This is a genomic window from Agrococcus sp. TF02-05 (genome assembly GCF_017565345.1).
In the GTDB taxonomy this organism is placed as follows: domain Bacteria; phylum Actinomycetota; class Actinomycetes; order Actinomycetales; family Microbacteriaceae; genus Agrococcus; species Agrococcus pavilionensis.
On sequence record NZ_JAGEKO010000001.1, the window covers coordinates 175,563 to 192,005 of the forward strand.

A 16,443-nucleotide genomic window follows, 5' to 3' on the forward strand; every position below is an offset into this window, starting at 1 on the left:
TCTTCAACCGGATAGCCGCTCGGGCGCGACACATATCGGCTCGCCCTACCGGCTATCCGGTTGAAGACCGCTCAACTGCCCGGAGCGCGACGAAGGGGACGACCGTCGTGGTCGTCCCCTTCGTGGTGCGGCTGACCGGAGGTCAGATGGTGAAGCCCAGCGCCCTCATCATCTCGCGGCCGTCCTCCGTGATGCGCTCCGGGCCCCACGGCGGCATCCACACCCAGTTGATGCGGAACTGCTCGACGATGCCGTCGAGCTTCTCGGCGATCTCCGACTCGATGACGTCGGTGAGCGGGCAGCCCGCCGACGTGAGGGTCATCGAGATGACGAGCGCGTCCTGCTCGTCGTCCCACGCGAGGTCGTAGACGAGGCCCAGGTCGACGATGTTGACGTCGAGCTCGGGGTCGACGACGTCCTTGAGCGCGTCGGTGACCGCGTCGAACTTCGCCGCGTCGATCTCGACGAGTGCCATCAGACGCCAGCCTTGAGGTAGCGGTCGTAGCCCTCCTCCTCGAGCCGGTCGGCGAGCTCGCGGCCGCCCTGCTCGGCGATCCGGCCGTTCACGAACACGTGCACGTGGTCCGGCTGGATGTAGCGGAGGATGCGCGTGTAGTGCGTGATGAGGAGCACGCCGAGGCCCGTCTCGCCCTTGATGCGGTTGACGCCCTCGGAGACGATGCGCAGCGCGTCGACGTCGAGGCCCGAGTCGGTCTCGTCGAGCACGGCGAAGCGCGGGCGGAGGAGCTCCATCTGGAGGATCTCGTGGCGCTTCTTCTCGCCGCCCGAGAAGCCCTCGTTGACGTTGCGCTCGCCGAACGACGGGTCCATGCGCAGCTTCTCCATGGCGCCGCGCACGTCGCCGATCCACTCGCGCACGCGCGGGGCCTCGCCGGAGATGGCGGTCTTCGCGGTGCGGAGGAAGTTCGAGACGGTCACGCCGGGGATCTCGACCGGGTACTGCATCGCGAGGAACAGGCCCGCGCGAGCGCGCTCGTCGACGCTCATCTCGAGCACGTCCTCGCCGTCGAGCGTGATGGAGCCGCCGTCGACGGTGTAGCGGGGGTGGCCCGCGAGCGTGTACGCGAGGGTCGACTTGCCGGAGCCGTTCGGCCCCATGATCGCGTGGATCTCGTCGGAGTTGATGGTGAGATCGACCCCGCGGAGGATCTCCTTGCTGCCCTGCTCGGTCTCGATCGAGACACGCAGGTCCTTGATGTCCAGGACGCTCATCGCGCTTCCTTCCTTCGCGGCTGCCGCCGCGCTACAGCTTCACGGGATTCTGGACGTCGACGAGCACGTCGTCGCCGTCGATGGTCACGGGGAAGACCGGCACCGGCTCATAGGCGGGCAGGTTCTTCGGCTTGCCGGTGCGCAGCTCGAACTGCGAGCCGTGCGCCCAGCATTCGATGGCGTCGTCCTCGACGAAGCCCTCGGAGAGCGAGATCTCGCCGTGCGTGCAGGTGTCGCCGATCGCGTGGATGTCGCCGGCGGAGTCCTTCACGATCGCGATCGCGACGCCGTCGAGCTCGACACGCACGGCCGAGCTCACGGCGACGTCGCCGACGCCGCATGCCCGCTGGGCGGTCATGCTCCCGCCTTCGAGGCGGGAGCGAGGCCGGCGCCGCGACGCAGCTCCTCCTCGATCGCCTCGGCGAGCCGCTCCTCGATCTCGGGCACGCCGATCTTCTGCACGATCTCCATGAGGAAGCCGATCACGACGAGGCGGCGGGCCTCCTCCTCCTCGATGCCGCGCGACTGCAGGTAGAACAGCTGCTCGTCGTCGAAGCGACCGGTCGCCGAGGCGTGGCCGGCACCGGCGATGTCGCCGGTCTTGATCTCGAGGTTCGGGATGCTGTCGGCGCGCGCGCCGTCGGTCAGCACGAGGTTCTGGTTCTTCTCGTAGCTGTCGGTGCCGGTCGCGTCCTGCCCGATGAGCACGTCGCCGATCCACACCGAGCGAGCGCCCTCGCCCTGCAGCGCGCCCTTGTAGAGCACGTCGCCGCGGGTCTCGACCCCCTCGTGGAACATGAAGACCTGGCTCTCGATGTGCTGGCCGCTGTCGGAGAACGACAGGCCGAACATCTCGCCCTCGGCGCGGTGGCCCGCGAGGCGCATCGACGGGTTGACCCGCACGACACCGCCGCCGAAGGAGACGACCATGTGCTTGAGGTAGGCGCCGTCGCCGACGACCGCCTGGTGGGCCGAGGCGTGCACCGCGTCGTCCTGCCAGTCCTGCACCGAGACGAGCGTCAGCCGCGCGCCCTCGCGCACGATGATCTCGAGGTTCTGCGCGTAGCGCGCCGAGCCCGAGTGGTGCAGCACGATCGTGCCCACCGAGCCGGGCATCGCCTCGACGACGATGTGCGCGTTCCCGTGGCGGTCGGCGCCCGTGCCGTGGAGGCGTGCGATGACGGGCTGCTCCTGCACCTGCCCCTCGGGGAGGCGGATGTGCAGGGCGTTCTGGCAGCGCTTCCACGCGATCGCGCTCACGACGTCCTCGGGCCGGAAGACCTCGCCGCGCGGGGCGGCGTCGTGGCCCGTCGACTCGACGAGCAGGCCGGCCGCCTCGAGCTCGGCGAGGCCGTACTCGATCGCGGGCTCGGCACCGGTCTCGGTCTCCTCGTCGACGAGCAGCGGCGCGAGCCGCTTCAGGTCGGAGAGGCGCCAGTTGACCTCGCGGCCGGTCGGCGTGCCGAAGTCGGCCGGGTCGAACGACGTCGGCCGCTCCGAGCGGGTCTGGATCGGGACGAAGCGGTCCTCCGTCGCGAGGTGTGCGGGGGTGGTCTCGGTCGCGGTCATGTCAGCCGACGGATCCTTCCATGCTCATCTCGATGAGCTTGTTGAGCTCGAGCGCGTACTCCATCGGCAGCTCGCGCGAGATGGGCTCGATGAAGCCGCGCACGATCATCGCCATCGCCTCGGTCTCCTCGAGGCCGCGCGACATCAGGTAGAACAGCTGCTCCTCGCTCACCTTCGACACCGTCGCCTCGTGTCCGAGCACGACGTCGTCGACGCGGATGTCGATGGCCGGGTAGGTGTCGGAGCGGGAGATCGTGTCGACGAGCAGGGCGTCGCACACGACGCTGTTCGCGGAGTGGTGGGCGTTCGCGTCGACCCGCACCTCGCCGCGGTAGCCGGAGCGGCCGCCGCCTCGAGCGATCGACTTCGAGACGATCGACGACGTCGTGTACGGCGCCATGTGGATCATCTTCGCGCCCGCGTCCTGGTGCTGGCCGGGGCCGGCGAACGCGACCGAGAGGGTCTCGCCCTTCGCGCGCTCCCCCACGAGGTAGATCGAGGGGTACTTCATCGTCACCTTGGAGCCGATGTTGCCGTCGATCCACTCCATCGTCGCGCCCTCCTCAGCGATGGCGCGCTTCGTCACGAGGTTGTAGACGTTGTTCGACCAGTTCTGGATCGTCGTGTAGCGCACGCGGGCGTTCTTCTTCACGATGATCTCGACGACCGCCGAGTGCAGCGAGTCGCTCGAGTAGATCGGCGCCGTGCAGCCCTCGATGTAGTGCACGTACGAGCCCTCGTCGGCGATGATGAGCGTGCGCTCGAACTGGCCCATGTTCTCCGTGTTGATGCGGAAGTAGGCCTGCAGCGGGATCTCGACGTGCACGCCCTTCGGGACGTAGACGAACGAGCCGCCCGACCACACCGCGGTGTTGAGCGCGGCGAACTTGTTGTCGCCCGTCGGGATCACGGTGCCGAAGTACTCCTCGAAGAACTCCGGGTGCTCCTTGAGCGCCGTGTCGGTGTCCATGAAGATGACGCCCTGCCGCTCCAGGTCCTCCTGGATCTGGTGGTAGACGACCTCCGACTCGTACTGCGCCGCGACGCCGGCGACGAGCCGCGCGCGCTCGGCCTCGGGGATGCCGAGCCGGTCGTAGGTGTTGCGGATCTCCTCGGGGAGGTCCTCCCACGTCTGCGCCTGGCGCTCGGTCGAGCGCACGAAGTACTTGATGTTGTCGAAGTCGATGCCCGAGATGTCGGCACCCCACGTCGGCATCGGCTTGCGCTCGAAGAGCTGCAGGCCCTTGAGCCGGCGCTCGAGCATCCACTCGGACTCGTTCTTGAGCGCGGAGATCTCGCGCACGACTTGCTCGTTCAGACCACGCTTCGCCGTGGCTCCAGCCTCGTCGGAGTCGTGCCAGCCGAACTCGTACTGACCCAGGCTCTCGAGCTCGGGCCGGTCGATCAGGACATCGGACATCGCTCCCCCTTCCATCCACGGATTGCAACCCAGCGGTGCTCCTCGGCATTCCGCGCGACTCGCGAACCGCCGCGGTCGGCCATACTTGAAGGGCCGTCGCACACGCCTCGCCGAAGACCGGCGCAGGGGTTCGGAGCCGATGGGCTCCCCACGATCCTACCGCGAACGGCATGAGAGGTGCACTGTGCTGGAGCGCTCACGCGGCCTGATGGCCGCGGCCTGGGCCACCCTGGTCTCGCAGATCGTCATCGTCGGCACGGGCGGTGCCGTGCGCCTGACGGGATCGGGGCTCGGATGCACGACCTGGCCCAACTGCGAACCGGAGTCGTTCGTGCCCGTGCCCGAGCAGGGCATCCACGGGGTCATCGAGTTCACGAACCGGGTCTGGGGCGCGGTCGTCGTCGCGATCGCCGTCGTCATGCTCGTGATGGCGATCCGGCGCCGGGCCGGCCGCACGATCGCCTGGCTCGCCGGGCTCGTGCTCGGCCTCAGCATCGCGCAAGCGCTCATCGGCGCCGTCGTGGTGTGGATGGAGCTGCGGCCCGACACGGTCGGCGTGCACTTCTTCCTCTCGGTCATCCTCGTCGCCCTCTCGGCGGTGCTGGTCTGGAAGGTCGTCGTCGGCCCGTCGGGCCCGCGCGTCGCGCCCCGCTGGCAGTCGGCGCTCGTGCACGCGATGACGCTCGCGCTCGTCGTGGTCGTCGTCGTGGGGGTGCTCACGACCGGCTCCGGCCCGCACGCGGGCGACGGCGGCGCCGCTCGGAACGGCCTCGATCCCGCGGTGATGCAGCACGTGCACGCGTGGCCGGGCTACGCGCTGCTCGCCCTCACCGTCGCGGTCGTCGCCGTCGCGTGGCGGCGCGGGCCGCGGCTGCACCTGCGCTGGTCGCTCGCCCTGCTCGGCGTCATCCTCGTGCAGGTCGTGGTCGGCATCGTCCAGTCGCGGCTCGGCCTGCCGATCATGCTCGTCGGCATCCACATGGTCCTCTCCGTCGTCTCCGCCGCGATCGGCGCCGCGGTCGTGCTCTCGCTGCGGCCGCCGCAGCCGACCGACGCGCGGGCGGCGCGCGAGGACGCGACCGCGGCCGTGCGCGCATGACCGACCGGCCGGTCGACGGGGCGCTCGGCGAGGTCGCGCACGGCGCGAGGCTCGGGGTGCTCGACATCGGCTCGAACACCGTGCACCTGCTGCTCGTCGACATGCGCCTCGGCGGCCGGCCCGTGCCGACGCGCTCGCACCGGCTGACGCTCCGGCTCATGCGCTACCTCGACGAGGACGGCGCGATCACCGACGAGGGCGTCGCCGCGCTGCTCGCCGCGATCCGCGAGTGCGTCGCGATCGCCCGCAGCGAGCTGCTCGACGACTTCGTGGTGATGGCGACGAGCGCGCTGCGCGAAGCGGCGAACGGCGAGGAGGTCGTCGCGCGCATCGAGCGCGAGGCCGAGGTGCGGCTCGACATCCTCTCCGGCCCGGATGAGGCGCGGCTCACGTTCCTCGCGGTGCGCCGCTGGTTCGGCTGGGCGGCCGGCCGCATCCTGCTGCTCGACATCGGCGGCGGCTCGCTCGAGATCGCGATGGGCGACGACGAGGAGCCCGCGATCGCGCTCTCGGTGCCGCTCGGCGCGGGCCGGTCGACGGTCGGCTTCTTCCGCTCCGACCCGCCGTCGCTCGCCGACCAGCGGGCGCTGCGCATGTACGCGAAGGCCGTGCTCGACGACGCCGTCGCGCAGGTGCAGCCGTTCGGCCGCCCCGATCACGTCATCGGCTCGTCGAAGACGATCCGCTCGCTCGCCCGGCTCGCGGGCAACGCGCTCCCCGGCATCGGCGACGGCGACCGGGCGGTGCTGACGCGCCGGCAGCTCGACGACTGGGTGCCGCGCATCGCGCGCATGGACGCCGCGTCGCGCACGGCGCTGCCGGGCATCACGAGCGACCGCACCTTCCAGATCGTCGCGGGCGGCATCGTGCTCTCGGAGGCGATGCGCGCCTTCCGGGTCAAGGAGCTCGACGTGAGCCCATGGGCGCTGCGCGAGGGTCGCCTGCTGCAGATGCTCGACCGCGTCTGATCCTCAGCGGGTCGCGATCGAGACGACGGCGCCGATGAAGGCCGGCGCCGCCGCGATCGTCGCCGCGCCGAGCAGCACGCGGCCGATGAGCACGCCCCGCCTCGAGCGCCGCGCGGCGAGGAGCGCGGGCAGGGCTCGCGGCAGCGCCGCGACGACGAGCGCCCCGAGCGCGAGCACGACGCCGAGCGGGAGCAGCACGGCCGCCGCGCCGAGCGCGAGGACGGTGCCACGGCGGCCGCTCGCAGCGCTCGAGGCGAGCGCTCGGCTCGCCCGCCCCGCGATCGCGGCGAGCGCCGTGCCGTGCAGCAGCGCGAGGAGCGCGAACACCGCGACCGAGAGCCAACCGGGGCCGAGCAGGTCGAAGTCGAGGTTGTCGGCGCGGAGCGGGTCGACGAACGGCGAGCCGACGACGAGCAGCACGAGGCCGAACGCGGGGCCGGCGAGCCGGCCGCGCAGGAGCCACGGCGCCGCGAGCAGGTAGAGGGCGGCGGAGACGAGCGCGATCGGCAGCGCGCCGAACGTCGCGTACGCGAGGGTGCCCTCGAGCGTGATGTCGCCCACCCTCGCCTGCCCCTCGGTGAACCGGCCCACCGCATCCGGCGACGTCGCCGCGAGCAGCCGCATCGCGAGCCGGCCGCCCGCGCCGAGCACGAGCACCCCGGTCGCGACACCCGCGAGCGTGAGGATCGCCGCCCACCGGGCGTAGTGCGCCAGCGCCGCTCGCCGCGGGCGCTCGGCGTCGCGGCGCGGCGGCGCAGGCTCGACGAGCGGCTCGCCGCTCCACGCGGCGGCGATCGCGGCGCCTGCGGCGAGCAGGGCGCCGCACACGACGATCAGCAGCATGCGACCTCAGCTCGGCTCGGCGGGACTGAGCAGAACCTACTGCGCCGCGAGGCGCTCGGGTCAGAAGGGCAGCAGCGGGTCGACGCCGACCGCGAGGAAGATGAGCGTCAGGTAGGTGTTGGATGCGTGGAAGACGCGCATGGCGCGCAGCTCCCGCTCGCCCTTGATCGCGCGCTGGTAGAGGCCGTGCGACTCCCCCACGAACCACGCACCCGCGACGACCGCGACGCCCGTGTAGAGCCAGCCCATCCCACCCACCGGGATGAGCAGGAGTGTGCACGCGAGCGACGCCCACGCGTAGAGGATGACCTGGATGCCGACCATCGGCCGGCCGCGCACGACCGCGAGCATCGGCACGTCGGCCGCCTCGTAGTCGTCGCGGTACTTCATCGACAGCGGCCAGTAGTGCGCGGGCGTCCAGAGGAAGACGAGCGTGAACAGGATCCACGCCGGCCAGTCGAGCGAGCCCGTCACGCCGGCCCAGCCGATCACGACCGGGAAGCAGCCGGCGATGCCGCCCCAGACGATGTTCTGCTCGGTCCGGCGCTTGAGCAGCATCGTGTAGATCAGCACGTAGAAGCCGATCGCGGCGACCGAGAGCGCGGCGGCGAGCCAGGTCGCGAAGAGGCCGAGCACGAGCGTCGAGACGACCGCGAGCGTCCACGCGAAGACGCGCGCTTCGCGCACCGAGAGCGTGCCGGTGACGAGCGGGCGGTGCTGCGTGCGGTGCATGACGCGGTCGATGTCGCGATCGAGGATCATGTTGAACGCGTTGGCGCTGCCCGCGCTCAGGAAGCCGCCGACGAGCGTCGCGACGAGGGCGCCGAGCGGCGGCACGCCGCCCGCGGCGAGGAACATCGTCGGCAGCGCCGTCACGAGCAGCAGCTCGATGACGCGCGGCTTCGTCAGCGCGACGTAGGCGCCCGCCTTGACCCGCAGGGTCGCCCGTCCGGGAGCCTCCGGCGCCGCGGGGGCCGAGACGCCTGACGAGGTCGCGTTCGACATGCAGCGGGGTCCTGTTCGAGTGATCGGGAGCGGGCGATGGCCAACCGCCATCCTATCTGACTCGCGGCGTCACCTCGGGGGATCGCCCGGGACGCGCATGCGCCCGCTCACTATGCTGAGGAGGACGCCCACCGCCCGCATCGCCGCGGCTCCGCGCCGCCGGAAGAAGGAGCCGCTTTGGCATTCGAATGGACCACTGACGACCAGCGCGCCGTCGACACCGCCCGCCTGCTGGCGGCCGACGCCGTCGAGAAGGTCGGCAACGGCCACCCCGGCACCGCGATGAGCCTCGCGCCGGTCGCGCACCTGCTCTACCAGCACGTCATGGAGCGGGACCCGGCCGACGACCGCTGGCTCGGTCGCGACCGCTTCATCCTCTCGGTGGGCCACTCCTCCCTCACGCAGTACGTGCAGCTCTACCTCACGGGCTCGGGGCTCGAGAAGAGCGACCTCGAGGCGCTCCGCACGTGGGGCTCGCTCACGCCCGGGCACCCGGAGTACCGGCACACGAAGGGCGTCGAGATCACGACCGGCCCGCTCGGCCAGGGCCTCGCCTCGGCGGTCGGCTTCGCCTACGCGCAGCGCTTCGAGCGCGAGCTGCTCGACCCCGAGACGCCCGAAGGCGAGAGCCCCTTCGACCACTACACCTACGTCATCGCCGGCGACGGCGACCTGCAGGAGGGCGTGACGAGCGAGGCGGGCTCGCTCGCGGGCCACCAGCAGCTCGGGCGCCTCATCGCGATCTACGACTCGAACGCGATCTCGATCGAGGACGACGTCGACATCGCCTTCAGCGAGGACGTGCGGGCCCGCTACGAGGCCTACGGCTGGCAGGTGCTCGAGGTCGCCTGGCGGCAGGGCGACGCGCCGATCGCGGAGGAGTACGTCGAGGACGTCGAGGCGCTGCACGCCGCGCTCGAGGAGGCGAAGGCCGAGACCGCGAAGCCCTCGCTCATCATCCTCAAGACGATCATCGGCTGGCCCGCGCCGACGAAGCAGGGCACGGGCAAGGCGCACGGCGCAAAGCTCGGCGCGGAGGAGATCGCCGCGGTCAAGGAGGTGCTCGGCTTCGACCCCGAGCGCTCCTTCCACGTCGACGACGAGGTGCTCGAGTACACGCGCCAGCACGCGGCGCAGCGCGCCGAGCACGCGCGCGACGCGTGGCAGCGCCGCTTCGACCTGTGGGCGAGCGCCAACCCCGAGCGCAAGGCGCTGCTCGACCGGCTCCTCGCCGGCACGCTCCCGGAGGGCGTCGAGGATGCGCTCCCGACGTTCGAGGCGGGCACCGAGGTCTCGACCCGCGCCGCGTCGGGCAAGGTGATCAACGCGCTCGCCGACGTGCTGCCCGAGCTGTGGGGCGGCTCCGCCGACCTCGCGGAGTCGAACAACACGACGCTCGAGGGCAAGGGCTCGTTCGCGCCCGCCGAGCGGTCGACGACGTCGTGGCCCGAGGCCTCGCCGCGCGGCCGCACGATGCACTTCGGCATCCGCGAGCACGCGATGGCGGCGATCCTCAACGGGATCGCGCTCCACGGCCCGACGCGCGCGTACGGCGGCACGTTCCTGATCTTCAGCGACTACCAGCGCCCCGCGCTGCGGCTCGCCGCGCTCATGGGCGTGCACCCCATCCACGTCTGGACGCACGACTCCGTCGCGCTCGGCGAGGACGGACCGACCCACCAGCCGATCGAGCAGCTCGCGACGCTCCGCGCGATCCCGGGCTTCGAGATCGTGCGCCCCTCCGACGCGAACGAGACGGCGTGGGCGTGGAAGACGATCCTCGAGCGGCGCGACCAGCCGGTCGGCATTGCCCTCACGCGCCAGAACATCCCCGTGCTCGAGCGCGGCGACGGCGACGCGACCGAGGAGGTGCTCGCGCACGCCTCGAACGTCGCGAAGGGCGCGTACGTGCTCGTGGAGGCGGCGGGCGGCTCCCCCGACGTCATCCTCATCGCGACGGGCTCCGAGGTGCAGCTCGCGCTCCAGGCGCGCGAGCAGCTGCAGGCCGACGGCGTCGCCGCGCGCGTCGTCGCGGCGCCCTCGCTCGAGTGGTTCGCCGAGCAGCCCGCCGAGTACCGCGAGTCGGTGCTGCCCGCCGCGGTGCGCGCGCGCGTCTCGGTGGAGGCCGGCTCGCCGCTGTCGTGGCACCCGATCGTCGGCGACGCCGGCCGCTCGGTCGCGATCGACCACTTCGGCGCGAGCGCCGACTGGAAGACCCTGTTCCGCGAGTTCGGGATCACGGCGGAGGCCGTGGTCGAGGCCGCTCGCGCATCCATCGAAGCGGCCCGCTGAGCGGGCCGGCAGGAGGCAAGGACATGAACGAGAACACCCGGGCGCTCTCCGAGGCGGGCGTCAGCATCTGGCTCGACGACCTCTCCCGGGAGCGCATCGACAGCGGCACCCTCGCAACGCTCATCACCGAGCGCGACGTCGTCGGCGTCACGACCAACCCGACGATCTTCGCGAACGCGATCGCGAAGGGCGAGTCGTACGAGGCGGCGATCCACGAGCTCGCGGCCGACGGCGCGAGCGTCGACGAGGTCATCACGGCGCTCACGACGCGCGACGTCGCCGACGCGTGCGACCTCTTCGCCGACCTCTACGCATCCACCGACGGCTTCGACGGGCGCGTGTCGATCGAGGTCGACCCGGGCCACGCGCGCGACACCGAGGCCACCGTCGCGCAGGCCGCCGAGCTGCACCGCCTCGTCGACCGCGAGAACGTGCTCATCAAGATCCCCGCGACGCAGCAGGGCCTCGAGGCGATCGCGGCGACGATCGCGGCGGGCATCAGCGTCAACGTCACGCTCATCTTCTCGCTCGAGCGCTACCGCGACGTCATCAACGCCTACCTGACGGGCCTCGAGCGCGCGCAGCAGGCGGGGCTCGACCTGTCGAAGATCCACTCCGTCGCGTCGTTCTTCGTCTCGCGCGTCGACAGCGAGATCGACAAGCGGCTCGACGCGATCGGCACCGAGGAGGCGCGCGCGCTCAAGGGCAAGGCCGGGCTCGCGAACGCGCACCTCGCCTACCGCGTGTGGCAGGAGTCGTTCGACTCGGAGCGCGCGAAGGCGCTGCTCGAGGCCGGCGCGAACACGCAGCGGCCGCTGTGGGCGTCCACGGGCGTCAAGGACCCGTCGCTCCCCGACACGCTCTACGTCACCGAGCTCGTCGCGCCGCACACCGTCAACACGATGCCGGAGAAGACGCTCGAGGCGGTCGCCGACCACGGGCGCATCGAGGGCGACCGGGTCTCGGGCCGCGGGGACGAGGCGGATGCGGTGCTCGACGCGCTCGAGCGCCTCGGCGTCTCCTACACCGAGGTCGTCGAGCTGCTCGAGACCGAGGGCCTCGAGAAGTTCGACGCGTCGTGGGCCGAGCTCGTCGAGACCGTGCGCGGCCACCTCGAGCAGGCGGGAGCGGGAGCGTGACCTTCATCATCACGGCGTCCGGCGCGGCGCAGGAGGCGATCGAGCGGGTCGTGCCGCAGCTCGTCGTCGACGGCGTCGCGGGCCGGCTCGTCTCGGGCGACGCGACGCTGTGGGGCGAGGCCGCCGAGGCCGAGGCCTCCGTGCGGCTCGGCTGGGTCGACGCCGCGGCGTCGAGCGCCGGCCTCGTCGACGACATCGAGGCGCTGCGCAAGCAGCTGCGGCAGCGCGGCGTCGACCGCATCGCGCTCGCCGGCATGGGCGGCTCGTCGCTCGCGCCCGAGGTCATCACCCGCACCGCTGGCGTGCACCTCACGGTGCTCGACTCGACCGAGCCGGGCCAGGTGCGGCGCGCGCTGCGCGACGGCCTCGCGCGCACGGCGCTCGTCGTCTCGTCGAAGTCGGGCTCGACGCTCGAGACCGACAGCCAGCGGCGCGCGTTCGAGCAGGCCTACCGCGACGCGGGGATCGATCCCGTCGAGCGGATCATCGTCGTGACCGACCCGGGCTCGCCGCTCGACCAGGACGCGCGTCGCGCCGGCTACCGCGTGTTCAACGCCGACCCGAACGTCGGCGGGCGCTACTCGGCGCTCACCGCCTTCGGCATCGTGCCCTCGGGCCTCGCGGGCGTCGACGTGCGCTCGCTGCTCGACGAGGCGATCGCGGCGCTGCCCGAGATCAGCGAAGACGCCGACGACAACCCGGGACTCCGCCTCGCCGCGGCGATCGCCGGCACGCGACCGCTGCGCGACAAGCTCGCGATCGTCGCCGACGGCACCCACATCGTCGGGCTCGGCGACTGGGCCGAGCAGCTCATCGCCGAGTCGACGGGCAAGGACGGCGTCGGCATCCTGCCGGTCGTGCTCGAGAAGGACGCGCCCGAGCTCTCCGCGGGCCTCGCCGACGTGCAGGTCGTGCGCCTCGTCGGCTCCGCGCGCGAGGCGCAGCACGTCGAGCCGGGCGAGATCGAGGTGGCCGGCACGCTCGGCGCGCAGCTGCTCGTCTGGGAGTTCGCGACCGCGGTCGCGGGCAGGCTGCTCGGCATCAACCCGTTCGACCAGCCCGACGTCGAGTCGGCGAAGGTCGCCGCGCGCGGCCTGCTCGACGCGCTCGAGCCACCGGCGGCGGCCGAGCACGTCGACGCGGGGATCGAGCTGCGCGGCACCGTCGGCGTCGTGCACGACTCGGTCGAGGCATCCGTCGACGCCCTGCTCGCCCAGCTCACGGGCGAGGGCTACCTCGCGATCCACGCCTACCTCGACCGCATCGGGCAGCCGCGCTTCGAGCGCCTGCGCGCGGCGTTCGCGGCGCGCACGGGCCGGCCGGTGACGTTCGGCTGGGGCCCGCGCTTCCTGCACTCGACCGGGCAGTACCACAAGGGCGGCACGCCCAACGGGGTGTTCCTGCAGCTGCTCGGGCAGCCGCACGAGGACCTCGAGATCCCCGGCCGCCCGTTCACCTTCGGGCAGCTGCTGCAGGCGCAGGCCTCGGGCGACGCGAGCGTGCTCGCCGAGCACGGCCGGCCCGTGCTGACCCTCACGCTCGACGACCTCGACGAGGGGCTCGACCGGCTCCTCGCCGCCGCTCGCCGATGACCGTCGCGACGGCCGACGCCGTCACGATCGCGGCGGGCCGGAACCCGCTGCGCGACCCGTCCGACCAGCGCCTCACGCGCATCCCCGGTCCGAACGCCATGACGTTCTTCGGCGTCACGGGCGACCTCGCGCGGAAGAAGCTGCTGCCGGCGGTCTACGACCTCGCGAACCGCGGCCTGCTGCCGCCGGGATTCGGCCTCGTGGGCTTCGGCCGTCGCGACTGGGACGACGAGGGCTTCGCGCGCATGGTGCGCGAGTCGGTGCAGCAGCACGCCCGCACCGCCTTCCGCGAGTCGGTGTGGCGGCAGCTCGCCGAGGGCATCCGCTTCGTGCAGGGTGACTTCGACGACGACGCGGCGTTCGACCGGCTCGCCGAGGTGCTCGCCGAGCTCGACCGCACGCGCGGCACGATGGGCAACCACGCCTTCTACCTCTCCATCCCGCCGAACGCGTTCCCGCTCGTGACGCAGCAGCTCAAGCGCTCCGGGCTCGCCGAGGCCGAGGGCGACCGTTGGCGGCGCGTCGTGATCGAGAAGCCGTTCGGGCACGACCTCGCGTCGGCGCGGGAGCTCAACCAGGTCGTCGAGTCGGTGTTCCCCGCCGACAGCGTCTTCCGCATCGACCACTACCTCGGCAAGGAGACGGTGCAGAACATCCTCGCGCTGCGCTTCGCGAACGCGCTGTGGGAGCCGATCTGGAACGCCAACCACATCGACCACGTGCAGATCACGATGGCGGAGGACATCGGCGTCGGCGGCCGGGCCGGCTACTACGACGGCATCGGTGCGGCGCGCGACGTCATCCAGAACCACCTGCTGCAGCTCTTCGCGCTCACCGCGATGGAGGAGCCGGTCTCGTTCGACGCCGCCGACCTGCGGGTCGAGAAGGAGAAGGTGCTGCGCGCGGCGCGGGTGCCGCTCCCCCTCGAGCACTCGAGCGCTCGCGGGCAGTACGACGCCGGCTGGCACGGCGGCACGCTCGTGAAGGGCTTCCTCGAGGAGGACGGCATGCGGCCCGACTCCGCGACCGAGACCTACGCCGCGATCAAGCTCGAGGTCGACACGCGCCGCTGGTCGGGCGTGCCGTTCTACCTCCGGGCCGGCAAGCGCCTCGGCCGCCGCGTCACCGAGATCGCGATCGTCTTCAAGCGGGCTTCGCAGTACCTCTTCGAGGAGTCGGACATCCGCACGATGAGCGAGAACGCCCTCGTCATCCGCGTGCAGCCCGACGAGGGCGTCTCGATGCGCTTCGGCTCGAAGGTGCCAGGGCCCGGGATGCACGTGCGCGACGTGACGATGGACTTCGGCTACGGCCACGCCTTCACCGAGGAGAGCCCCGAGGCGTACGAGCGCCTCATCCTCGACGTGCTGCTCGGCGACCCGCCGCTCTTCCCGCGGCACGAGGAGGTCGAGCTCTCCTGGAGGATCCTCGACCCGATCGAGGAGCACTGGGAGGCGCAGGGCGGCCCGGTCGACCAGTACGAGCCGGGCTCGTGGGGACCGCGGAGCGCGCACGAGCTGCTCGCCCGCGACGGACGGCACTGGAGGCGACCGTGATCATCCGACTCTCCCGCACGACGACCGCCGAGGTGCAGCGGCGGATGCTCGAGATCCGCGAGGAGGGCGGCGTCGTCGCCCTCGGGCGCGTGCTCACGCTCGTCATCCACACGCAGATCGGCGGCGAGGAGGAGGCGATCCGCGCCGCCAACCAGGCCTCGCGCGAGCACCCGATGCGCGTCATCGTCGTGTCGCGCAACCCCGACCACGTGAACGCCGACGAGGAGCCGCGGCTCGACGCCGAGCTGCGCGTCGGCGCCGACGCGGGCGCGAGCGAGGTCGTGCTGCTGCAGTGCTACGGCGAGCTCGGCTCGCACCTGCTCGGCATCGTGCAGGGGCTGCTGCTGCCCGACGCGCCCGTCGTCGCGTGGTGGCCGAGCTTCATGCCCGAGACGCCCTCGGCCTCGCAGCTCGGGCAGATCTCGCAGCGCCGCATCACCGATTCGGGCAAGCAGGCAGACCCGCACGCGGCGATCCTCACGCTCGCGGGCTGCTACCGGCCCGGCGACACCGACCTCGCGTGGACCCGGCTGACGAACTGGCGCGCCCACCTCGCGGCGCTCCTCGACCAGCCCCCGTTCGAGCCGGTGCACGGCGGGGTGGTCTCGGGCGACCTCGGCAACCCGAGCGTGCACCTCATGGCGGCGTGGCTGCAGCTGCGGCTGCGGGTGCCGATCGAGAAGGTCGAGGCCGGCGATACGCCGACCGGCTCGAGCGGCCTGCACGCCGTCGAGCTGCACCGCTCGAGCGGAGAGTCGTCGCTCACGCGCGTGCGCGACTCCGTCGGCATCCTGCGCCAGCCCGGGCAGCCCGAGCACCACGTCGCGCTGTCGACGCGCGGGCTCGAGGACCAGCTCGCGGAGGAGCTGCGCAAGCTCGCGCCCGACGACATGTACCGCCAGGTGCTCGCGTCGACGCTCGAGGAGGCGGCATGAAGCCCGTCGTGCACGAGGACCGCGCAGGGCTCGTCGCGGCCGTCGCCGACTCGCTCGAGTCGCTCGTCGCCGAGCTCGTCGAGCGGCAGGGCCGCGCGACGATCGCCCTCACGGGCGGATCGGTCGGTACGGAGCTGCTCGCGGCCCTCGCCGATCGACCGGTCGACTGGGCGCGCGTGACGCTCACGTGGAGCGACGAGCGCTTCGTCGAGGCCGGCTCGAGCGAGCGCAACGCGACGCAGGCGCGCGCGGCGCTCATCGACCGGATCGCGATCCCGGGCAGTCAGGTGCGCGAGCTGCCCGCGGCCGACGGCCGCTCGCTCGACGAAGCGGCCGAGTCGGCGACGGCGATGCTGCGCGAGCTCGGCCCGATCGACCTCACGCTGCTCGGCATGGGGCCCGACGCGCACGTCGCCTCGCTCTTCCCCGGACTGCCGGGGGTGCACGCCTCGGCGTCGGCTGTGATCGCGGTGCGCGACTCCCCCAAGCCCCCGCCCGAGCGCTTGAGCTTCACGCTCGACGCGATCAACGCATCCGACCGGGTGTGGCTCGTCGTCGCCGGTGCGGACAAGGCGGATGCCGTGGCTCGCGTGCTCGGCGGTGCCGACCTCCCCGAGGCGCCCGCGGTGGGCGTCGCGGGGCGGCTCGAGACGCTCATGCACCTCGACGCCGAGGCGGCGTCGCAGCCGTAGCCCGGCCACGGAGTGGCGCCTGCGGGCGCCACTCACATGCGGGAGGCGCCACTCAGATGCGGGAGGCGCCACTCAGATGCGGGAGGCGCCACTCGGCGCA

At 72.1% G+C, this 16,443-nt stretch carries 15 protein-coding genes; 8 read left to right on the forward strand and 7 right to left on the reverse strand.

Annotation, left to right across the window (positions count from 1 at the left end):
- Positions 1-142: 142 nt before the first annotated feature.
- From JQT67_RS00960 to sufB, 5 genes are read right to left on the reverse strand one after another with little or no spacing between them, the layout of a single operon-like run.
- Complete coding sequence (locus JQT67_RS00960; protein WP_021009460.1) at positions 143-475, reverse strand: metal-sulfur cluster assembly factor; 333 nt, start codon at positions 473-475, stop codon at positions 143-145.
- Positions 475-1,233, reverse strand: a complete 759-nt coding sequence (sufC, locus tag JQT67_RS00965; protein WP_021009461.1) for a Fe-S cluster assembly ATPase SufC — start codon at positions 1,231-1,233, stop codon at positions 475-477. The genes JQT67_RS00960 and sufC overlap by 1 nt, the downstream gene beginning before the upstream one ends.
- 31 nt (positions 1,234-1,264) lie before the next feature.
- Positions 1,265-1,591: a non-heme iron oxygenase ferredoxin subunit gene (locus JQT67_RS00970; RefSeq protein WP_021009462.1), complete on the reverse strand. Its 327-nt coding sequence runs from the start codon at positions 1,589-1,591 to the stop codon at positions 1,265-1,267.
- The gene (sufD, locus tag JQT67_RS00975) at positions 1,588-2,802 is read right to left on the reverse strand and encodes a Fe-S cluster assembly protein SufD (protein WP_021009463.1); all 1,215 of its coding nucleotides are present in this window, start codon (positions 2,800-2,802) and stop codon (positions 1,588-1,590) included. The genes JQT67_RS00970 and sufD overlap by 4 nt, the downstream gene beginning before the upstream one ends.
- Before the next feature lies 1 nt (position 2,803).
- Positions 2,804-4,222: a Fe-S cluster assembly protein SufB gene (gene sufB, locus JQT67_RS00980; protein WP_021009464.1), complete on the reverse strand. Its 1,419-nt coding sequence runs from the start codon at positions 4,220-4,222 to the stop codon at positions 2,804-2,806.
- 208 nt (positions 4,223-4,430) lie between these two features.
- Here sufB and JQT67_RS00985 point away from each other — a divergent pair, with 208 nt between their 5' ends.
- Together JQT67_RS00985 and JQT67_RS00990 are read left to right on the forward strand one after the other, a co-directional pair.
- Complete coding sequence (locus JQT67_RS00985) at positions 4,431-5,321, forward strand: heme A synthase (protein WP_021009465.1); 891 nt, start codon at positions 4,431-4,433, stop codon at positions 5,319-5,321.
- A complete protein-coding gene (locus JQT67_RS00990) occupies positions 5,318-6,289 on the forward strand; it encodes a Ppx/GppA phosphatase family protein (protein WP_208063122.1) in 972 nt (323 codons plus the stop codon). Before JQT67_RS00985 ends, JQT67_RS00990 begins: the two co-directional genes overlap by 4 nt.
- A 3-nt stretch (positions 6,290-6,292) precedes the next feature.
- Here JQT67_RS00990 and JQT67_RS00995 read toward each other — a convergent pair whose 3' ends face one another.
- Positions 6,293-7,132, reverse strand: a complete 840-nt coding sequence (locus tag JQT67_RS00995; protein WP_208063123.1) for a hypothetical protein — start codon at positions 7,130-7,132, stop codon at positions 6,293-6,295.
- Between the two features lie 60 nt (positions 7,133-7,192).
- Entirely contained in the window at positions 7,193-8,137 is a 945-nt protein-coding gene (locus JQT67_RS01000; RefSeq protein ID WP_208063124.1) for a heme o synthase, read from the reverse strand.
- Between the two features lie 177 nt (positions 8,138-8,314).
- On the opposite strand from JQT67_RS01000, the gene tkt reads away from it, so the two are divergent.
- The 6 genes from tkt to pgl are packed head-to-tail and all read left to right on the forward strand — an operon-like array spanning position 8,315 to position 16,343.
- Positions 8,315-10,429: a transketolase gene (gene tkt, locus JQT67_RS01005; RefSeq protein WP_208063125.1), complete on the forward strand. Its 2,115-nt coding sequence runs from the start codon at positions 8,315-8,317 to the stop codon at positions 10,427-10,429.
- Positions 10,430-10,452: 23 nt separating this feature from the next.
- Positions 10,453-11,568, forward strand: coding sequence for a transaldolase (gene tal / locus JQT67_RS01010; RefSeq protein WP_208063126.1), 1,116 nt, complete (start codon positions 10,453-10,455; stop codon positions 11,566-11,568).
- Positions 11,565-13,160, forward strand: coding sequence for a glucose-6-phosphate isomerase (locus tag JQT67_RS01015; RefSeq protein ID WP_208063127.1), 1,596 nt, complete (start codon positions 11,565-11,567; stop codon positions 13,158-13,160). The genes tal and JQT67_RS01015 overlap by 4 nt, the downstream gene beginning before the upstream one ends.
- Positions 13,157-14,716 carry a glucose-6-phosphate dehydrogenase gene (zwf, locus tag JQT67_RS01020; RefSeq protein ID WP_021009472.1) on the forward strand — a complete coding sequence of 520 codons (1,560 nt, stop codon included), beginning with the start codon at positions 13,157-13,159 and terminating at the stop codon, positions 14,714-14,716. The genes JQT67_RS01015 and zwf overlap by 4 nt, the downstream gene beginning before the upstream one ends.
- Positions 14,713-15,651 carry a glucose-6-phosphate dehydrogenase assembly protein OpcA gene (locus JQT67_RS01025; RefSeq protein WP_021009473.1) on the forward strand — a complete coding sequence of 313 codons (939 nt, stop codon included), beginning with the start codon at positions 14,713-14,715 and terminating at the stop codon, positions 15,649-15,651. The genes zwf and JQT67_RS01025 overlap by 4 nt, the downstream gene beginning before the upstream one ends.
- Complete coding sequence (gene pgl, locus JQT67_RS01030; RefSeq protein ID WP_208063128.1) at positions 15,648-16,343, forward strand: 6-phosphogluconolactonase; 696 nt, start codon at positions 15,648-15,650, stop codon at positions 16,341-16,343. The genes JQT67_RS01025 and pgl overlap by 4 nt, the downstream gene beginning before the upstream one ends.
- The last annotated feature ends 100 nt before the right edge of the window (positions 16,344-16,443 follow it).

What these genes read in the sequence shown, in the direction of transcription:
- JQT67_RS00960 (WP_021009460.1), bottom strand. Translation starts at nt 475, where the DNA reads ATGGCACTCGTCGAGATCGACGCGGCGAAGTTCGACGCGGTCACCGAC.
- sufC (WP_021009461.1), bottom strand. Translation starts at nt 1,233, where the DNA reads ATGAGCGTCCTGGACATCAAGGACCTGCGTGTCTCGATCGAGACCGAG.
- JQT67_RS00970 (WP_021009462.1), bottom strand. Translation starts at nt 1,591, where the DNA reads ATGACCGCCCAGCGGGCATGCGGCGTCGGCGACGTCGCCGTGAGCTCG.
- sufD (WP_021009463.1), bottom strand. Translation starts at nt 2,802, where the DNA reads ATGACCGCGACCGAGACCACCCCCGCACACCTCGCGACGGAGGACCGC.
- sufB (WP_021009464.1), bottom strand. Translation starts at nt 4,222, where the DNA reads ATGTCCGATGTCCTGATCGACCGGCCCGAGCTCGAGAGCCTGGGTCAG.
- JQT67_RS00985 (WP_021009465.1), top strand. Translation starts at nt 4,431, where the DNA reads ATGGCCGCGGCCTGGGCCACCCTGGTCTCGCAGATCGTCATCGTCGGC.
- JQT67_RS00990 (WP_208063122.1), top strand. Translation starts at nt 5,318, where the DNA reads ATGACCGACCGGCCGGTCGACGGGGCGCTCGGCGAGGTCGCGCACGGC.
- JQT67_RS00995 (WP_208063123.1), bottom strand. Translation starts at nt 7,132, where the DNA reads ATGCTGCTGATCGTCGTGTGCGGCGCCCTGCTCGCCGCAGGCGCCGCG.
- JQT67_RS01000 (WP_208063124.1), bottom strand. Translation starts at nt 8,137, where the DNA reads ATGTCGAACGCGACCTCGTCAGGCGTCTCGGCCCCCGCGGCGCCGGAG.
- tal (WP_208063126.1), top strand. Translation starts at nt 10,453, where the DNA reads ATGAACGAGAACACCCGGGCGCTCTCCGAGGCGGGCGTCAGCATCTGG.
- zwf (WP_021009472.1), top strand. Translation starts at nt 13,157, where the DNA reads ATGACCGTCGCGACGGCCGACGCCGTCACGATCGCGGCGGGCCGGAAC.
- pgl (WP_208063128.1), top strand. Translation starts at nt 15,648, where the DNA reads ATGAAGCCCGTCGTGCACGAGGACCGCGCAGGGCTCGTCGCGGCCGTC.